The organism is Sphaerospermopsis sp. LEGE 08334, assembly GCF_015207205.1.
In the GTDB taxonomy this organism is placed as follows: Bacteria; Cyanobacteriota; Cyanobacteriia; order Cyanobacteriales; family Nostocaceae; genus Sphaerospermopsis.
This window is the reverse complement of the sequence record NZ_JADEXH010000091.1, coordinates 1-5,798: the sequence shown is the minus strand read 5'-3', so window position 1 is coordinate 5,798 and position 5,798 is coordinate 1. Positions and strand designations below refer to the sequence as shown.

Sequence of the window (5,798 nt, the reverse complement as noted above, 5' to 3'; positions counted from 1 at the left end):
GTCAGGAGACTGGGGAGGTGGGGAGGTGGGGAGATGGGGAAGAAAATAATTAACTGTCACCTGTCACCTGTCACCTGTCACCTATTCCACTGGTTGTTGACTAGAAAATACTGGAGCGATAGCACTTAATTTTAACTCTGGATGGTCTCCCTGTAATTGTTGACAATTCCATTCATTACGGAATAATAAAACTGGTCTTCCCATACTATCTTTAACTGTAGTAGTGTTAAATACACGCCCCACTTTTTCCAAAGCTTCCCAACCACCTTCAACCCAGCGAGCCACACTATATGGTAATAAATCAAGAATAGTTTCTACACCATATTCATTTTGTAAACGGAACTGCACAACTTCAAATTGCAACTGACCAACCGCTGCCAAAATTGGATCACGTTTGGCTTCATCTGTTGAGTACATAATTTGTACAGCACCTTCTTCTCTTAATTCAGAAACACCTTTTTGAAATTGCTTAAATTTTGATGGGTTGGGGTTTCTAAGAGTGGCAAAAAGTTCTGGTGAAAAATAAGGAATTCCCTCATATTCCAGCTTTTGTCCTGTATAAATTGTGTCGCCAATCGCAAAAACTCCGGGATTATTTAAACCTATTACATCCCCAGCATAAGCGACATCAATAGATTCTCTCTCTTGGGCAAAAAGTTTTTGCGGTCGAGACAGACGGACAACTTTACCTGTGCGGGCGTGGTTCACTGTCATATCTTTTTCAAACTTACCTGTGCAGACCCGGACAAAAGCAACTCTATCCCTGTGTTTGGGGTCCATGTTAGCTTGGAGTTTGAAGACAAATCCTGTAAACTCTGGGTAGGTTGGGGGAATTTCGCCAGCGGTGCTGTGATGTATACCGGGTTTGAGGGCGTAGTCCAAGAAGTATTTGAGGAATAACTCAACCCCAAAGTTAGTCATGGCGCTCCCAAAAAACACAGGAGTCATTTTTCCTTGATGCACTAAATCTAAATCAAGTTCCCCACCGGCTCCTTCTAATAGTTCTAACTCATCTTTAAGTTGATGGTAAAGGTCTTGTTCTAACAGTTGCTCAATTCTGCTATCACCTAAATCAACGATAGTGTCAAGAGCTTCTTTACTACCGTGGGCGCTACGTTCAAATAAATGGATTTGCTTTTGGTGGCGGTCAAATACGCCTTTAAAGCGATCGCCCATACCTATCGGCCAGTTTACCGAGTATGTTTGTAATCCCAATTCTTGCTCAATCTCATCCAAAAGTTCTAAAGGTTCTCTTCCCGGACGGTCGAGTTTATTCACAAAGGTGAAAATGGGAATACCCCTCATTTTACACACTTCAAACAGTTTGCGGGTTTGGGGTTCTAACCCTTTAGCCGCATCAATCAGCATCACCGCGTTATCGGCTGCTGCTAAGGTTCTATAGGTGTCCTCACTAAAATCTTGGTGTCCAGGGGTATCAAGTAAATTAATTTGACAATTGTTATAGACAAATTGTAAAACAGTAGAGGTAATAGAAATACCCCGTTGTTGTTCCATTTCCATCCAGTCAGAAGTGGCTTTTTTTTGCGCTCTTCGGGCTTTTACCGCTCCGGCTTCATGGATAGCACCTCCGTATAATAATAGTTTTTCAGTTAACGTAGTTTTACCAGCATCAGGGTGAGAAATAATCGCAAAATTGCGACGTTGTTCCACCGCTTCACCTAGTTCTTCAATCAGTTCAGTAGCCATAATTTGTAATTTGTTTTTTACCTTACTTAATTAAATGTAATCTTTTTCAGGACGAGAACACAATTTTATCATCCGATTTTAGATGTTAGATTTTGGATTTTGGATTGACCCCAAGGAGCAATCTGGGGTTTGACTCTCAGAAATTATTTGTCAATTATATTCATTTTCACCAGTGAATCAATCAATTTTAATTCAGATAATTCCAAAATTCATGGGTGAGGTGGTTGACAAATGGGGGAGTTTTCAGTATTATTTTATTATAATGGGAAAATGTGGGCGCATATAGGGTCTTGTTGAAGATTTCCCAGATTATTTTATTTGTCATAATCAGGATTTATGGTTACTGAGCGAAGTCGAAGTACAGGATTTAAGGATTTACAGGATGTGAGTTTGTAATATTCTATAATATCTGTACCATCAGCATCTGGATGGGGAGATTTTGAGTAGAATAGACTAGTAAAGTTGTAAAGGAAATTCTATTATGTCATCTCCAGCAATTACCACTGTCATCAAAATGATGGAATCTTTATCTGAAGATGTACAAGACAGAGTTGCAGAACATTTGAGAGAATATTTAGCAGATTTACAAGATGAATTAAAATGGGATAATTCATTTAAAAAAAGTCAACAAAAATTAATTGCATCTGCTCAACGTGCTAAAAGAGAAATTGCAGAAGGATTAGCTAAACCAATGGATTATGATCAGTTATGAAGTCTGCAACCCTTTCTTCTTTTTGGGATGAATATAAATCTCTTGATCAGCAAGTTAGACAAAGTGCAAGAAAAGCTTATCGGTTATGGAGAGAAAATCCTTTTCATCCGTCTTTGCATTTTAAATGTATTAATAATCAAGAAAATATTTGGTCTGTCAGAATCACTCGTAATTATCGAGCAATTGGGATTTTAGATGGTGATACAATAACATGGTTTTGGATTGGGAGTCATGACGATTATGAGAGTTTTTTTTCATAGTTATTGTTGAGGTTGTAATTGTCAGAATCAGGATATCCAGGATTTGAGGATTTACAGGATGTTCTTAGATGTCAGTGCTTTTGTAAATTGTGGTTTTTTGTTTTATTGAATTATATGCAATCCGTGAACTATACCACCTTCTGCATCAAATCTAGGTTCAATAATTGAATAAAATGTATTATCTCCCTTTTCAAAATACCGGAAGATATAATAAGCAATTATATCAGCAAGTTGAATTAATCTGGATGCTTTGGAGTCTAAAAATAAAGGTACTTCAGCAAAATTTCTGATTACACCCCATTGGTAGCCAATTGTTCTAAAATCAATTGCTAGAGATTGAATAGTTGTTTCGTAAGTGGATTTATCAAAAATAATAATTCCTCTTTGTGTATTCTTATTTTTATGAAGTCTAATTATCAGTCAAGGAGAGACCTTGCTCTCACGATCCGAAAAGGTCAGACCTCTTGACTGCAACATTCATTATAACATTTATTTTTAACTGTTTACTTTATCTTTGATAAAATCATATTATAATTATATTCTTGTCAGAATCAGGATGTCCAGGATTATAGGATTTTCAGGATGTGATTGAATGATTATTTGTTGGGAGTTGGGGATTTTTTGAGGATGTTTTTGATGATGGTTTTTTGGAAGTTAGGGATTTTTCAGGATGTTGTTAGATGATAGTTTTTGAATTATTTAAACCATCTATAAACTACCATCCTGTCAATCCTTTAATCCTGGTTATCCTGATTCTGACAAATGCAAATTTCATCACCAACAAACCATATATAAACTACCATCCTGTCAATCCTTAAATCCTGGACATTATCTCGACTTACTTCGACTTCGCTCAGTACAAGTCGCTCGATAACCACCTGATTCAGACTTAATAATTTTTTGTAACCCTTAAATGTTACAGTTTACAAGTCTCGACGCGAGAGAAGAGACACCATAAAAATCACCCCAACAACCCCCTAATCCACCCTTACACCCACGAAAGGGGAGGTGGCCTTCTGTTTCTGGTGCTTTCTTATCATCTGTAATATTGTTGTAGTACAACCAGTAGCCTCCTTTTCTCCATCCTACCTTGTCGCCGAACTTATCCCAGATGCCTGAGTTATATTCTCTCGTTCCACCGAAACTTTGATAAATTCGTTTCTGCACAGAAAAACCAAATTTACCATTACTGTATTTTACCCATAATTGGTCAATAGTTCGCAGGTCTGCACAGGGAAAATTATCAATATCTTTAACATCTAACCAACTTTCTTTTTCTCGCTTCGCAACTGCTAACATTACCCGTGCTGTTTCCTCGTCTGCTTCCTTCCATTTCCCTGCTTTGAGTAAGTCACGCAATCTTGTGTAGTCCATTCCTACTGCTGATTTTAATTCTACCTCTCCTGGGTTTCCACTACTAACCAAACCCAAACTTTCCCGAAACTTAAAAACCGTTGCAGTCCGTTTTTCCGGTTCTATTTCCATTCCCTGCAAAATAGCATTATTCACCCTCTGACTAATACGAGAATTATAATGTTTAGGTTCTGGTAAAGGTTCATCATCATATTTCCGGTTGACTGCTGGTACTGGACAAATTTCTCCCTCTTGTTTCAATCCATTAGCAGTTAAGAGATAATATAAAGTTGCAGCTAAAGCATAAACATCTGTATGGGGTCCAAAATTCCCCTTACGACGATATTGTTCAATAGGTGCAAAACCTTCGGTGAGTGCGTTAGTCATACTTTTGGTAGCGAGACTGCGAGTTAAACCAAAGTCTATTAACACCGCTTCTTGTTTATTTTGTCGTAATAGAATATTCTCCGGTTTAATATCTCGGTGTAACTGTCCTTTATTGTGGATATATTCTAACGCTTGACCAATTTGATCTATATATAATAGTGCTTCATTTTCTGATAATTGTCCTTTATTTTGCACATATTTAAATAAAGTCACCCCATCAATATATTCCATCACCACCCCAAAAAGTTGACCTTCTTGGATGACTTCATAAACTTTGAGAATGTATTTATGATCAAATCCTTTAATTGTCAATGCTTCGTTAATAAACTTAACCTGTTGATCTCCAAAGTCTTCTCGCAGTTGCATGGTGGAGTTGAGAGTTTTGATAGCGTATAATTTCCCTGTGCTGGGTTCTAATGCTTTGTAGGTAATACCAAAACCACCAGTACCTAAAATGCTTTGAATGATAAATCTACCGTTGTTGATTTGTTGTCCTGGTTGCCAGATTATCATATTTTCAAGAGTGGGATGATTATGATGGGATGAAATTATTGTATAATTTTATCATAATTGTATGATACAGGTGAGTAGTTGTCATCAGGATTTTTTGTCTGAATCAGGATATCCAGGATTTAAGGATTTTCAGGATGTTGTTGGATGATTGTTTGTTGGAAAGTTGGGATTTTCAGGATGTTTTTGAATGATTGTTTTTTGGGAAGTTGGGATTTTTTGATGATGTTATTTAATGATTGTTTTTGAATGTTTATAAACCATCTAAAAATTCCCATCCTGTACATCCTTAAATCCTGGACATCCTGATTCAGACAAATACAACTTTAAACACCAAACAAACCATCTAAAAATTCCCATCCTGTACATCCTTAAATCCTGGAAATCCTGATTCAGACAAATACAACTTTAAACACCAAACAAACCATCTAAAAATTCCCATCCTGTACATCCTTAAATCCTGGAAATCCTGATTCAGACAAATACAACTTTCATCATCAACAAACCATCTAAAAATTCCCATCCTGTACATCCTTAAATCCTGGAAATCCTGATTCAGACAAATACAACTTTCATCATCAACAAACCATCTAAAAATTCCCATCCTGTACATCCTTAAATCCTGGAAATCCTGATTCAGACAAATACAACTTTCATCATCAACAAACCATCTAAAAATTCCCATCCTGTACATCCTTAAATCCTGGAAATCCTGATTCAGACAAATACAACTTTAAACACCAACAAACCATCTAAAAATTCCCATCCTGTACATCCTTAAATCCTGGAAATCCTGATTCAGACAAATACAACTTTAAACACTAAACAAACCATCTAAAAATTCCCATCCTGTACATCCTTAAATCCTG

General features: G+C 36.8%; 5 protein-coding genes. 2 read left to right on the top strand and 3 right to left on the bottom strand.

All coding sequences use genetic code 11. The annotated features are described in order from the left end of the window. Positions 1-81 precede the first annotated feature (81 nt). Positions 82-1,707 (bottom strand): peptide chain release factor 3, encoded by a 1,626-nt coding sequence (prfC, locus tag IQ237_RS25740; protein ID WP_194060079.1) that lies wholly within the window; start codon positions 1,705-1,707, stop codon positions 82-84. Positions 1,708-2,188: 481 nt separating this feature from the next. Here prfC and IQ237_RS25735 point away from each other — a divergent pair, with 481 nt between their 5' ends. Next, entirely contained in the window at positions 2,189-2,419 is a 231-nt protein-coding gene (locus IQ237_RS25735; protein WP_194060078.1) for a hypothetical protein, read from the top strand. After that, positions 2,416-2,679: a hypothetical protein gene (locus tag IQ237_RS25730; RefSeq protein ID WP_194060077.1), complete on the top strand. Its 264-nt coding sequence runs from the start codon at positions 2,416-2,418 to the stop codon at positions 2,677-2,679. The genes IQ237_RS25735 and IQ237_RS25730 overlap by 4 nt, the downstream gene beginning before the upstream one ends. 102 nt (positions 2,680-2,781) lie before the next feature. Here the strand turns inward: IQ237_RS25730 and IQ237_RS25725 are convergent, their stop codons facing one another. Both IQ237_RS25725 and IQ237_RS25720 read right to left on the bottom strand, forming a co-directional pair. Further along, positions 2,782-3,093, bottom strand: coding sequence for a DUF3800 domain-containing protein (locus tag IQ237_RS25725; RefSeq protein WP_309225818.1), 312 nt, complete (start codon positions 3,091-3,093; stop codon positions 2,782-2,784). Between the two features lie 495 nt (positions 3,094-3,588). Next, entirely contained in the window at positions 3,589-4,932 is a 1,344-nt protein-coding gene (locus IQ237_RS25720; RefSeq protein WP_194060076.1) for a serine/threonine-protein kinase, read from the bottom strand. Positions 4,933-5,798: the final 866 nt, after the last annotated feature.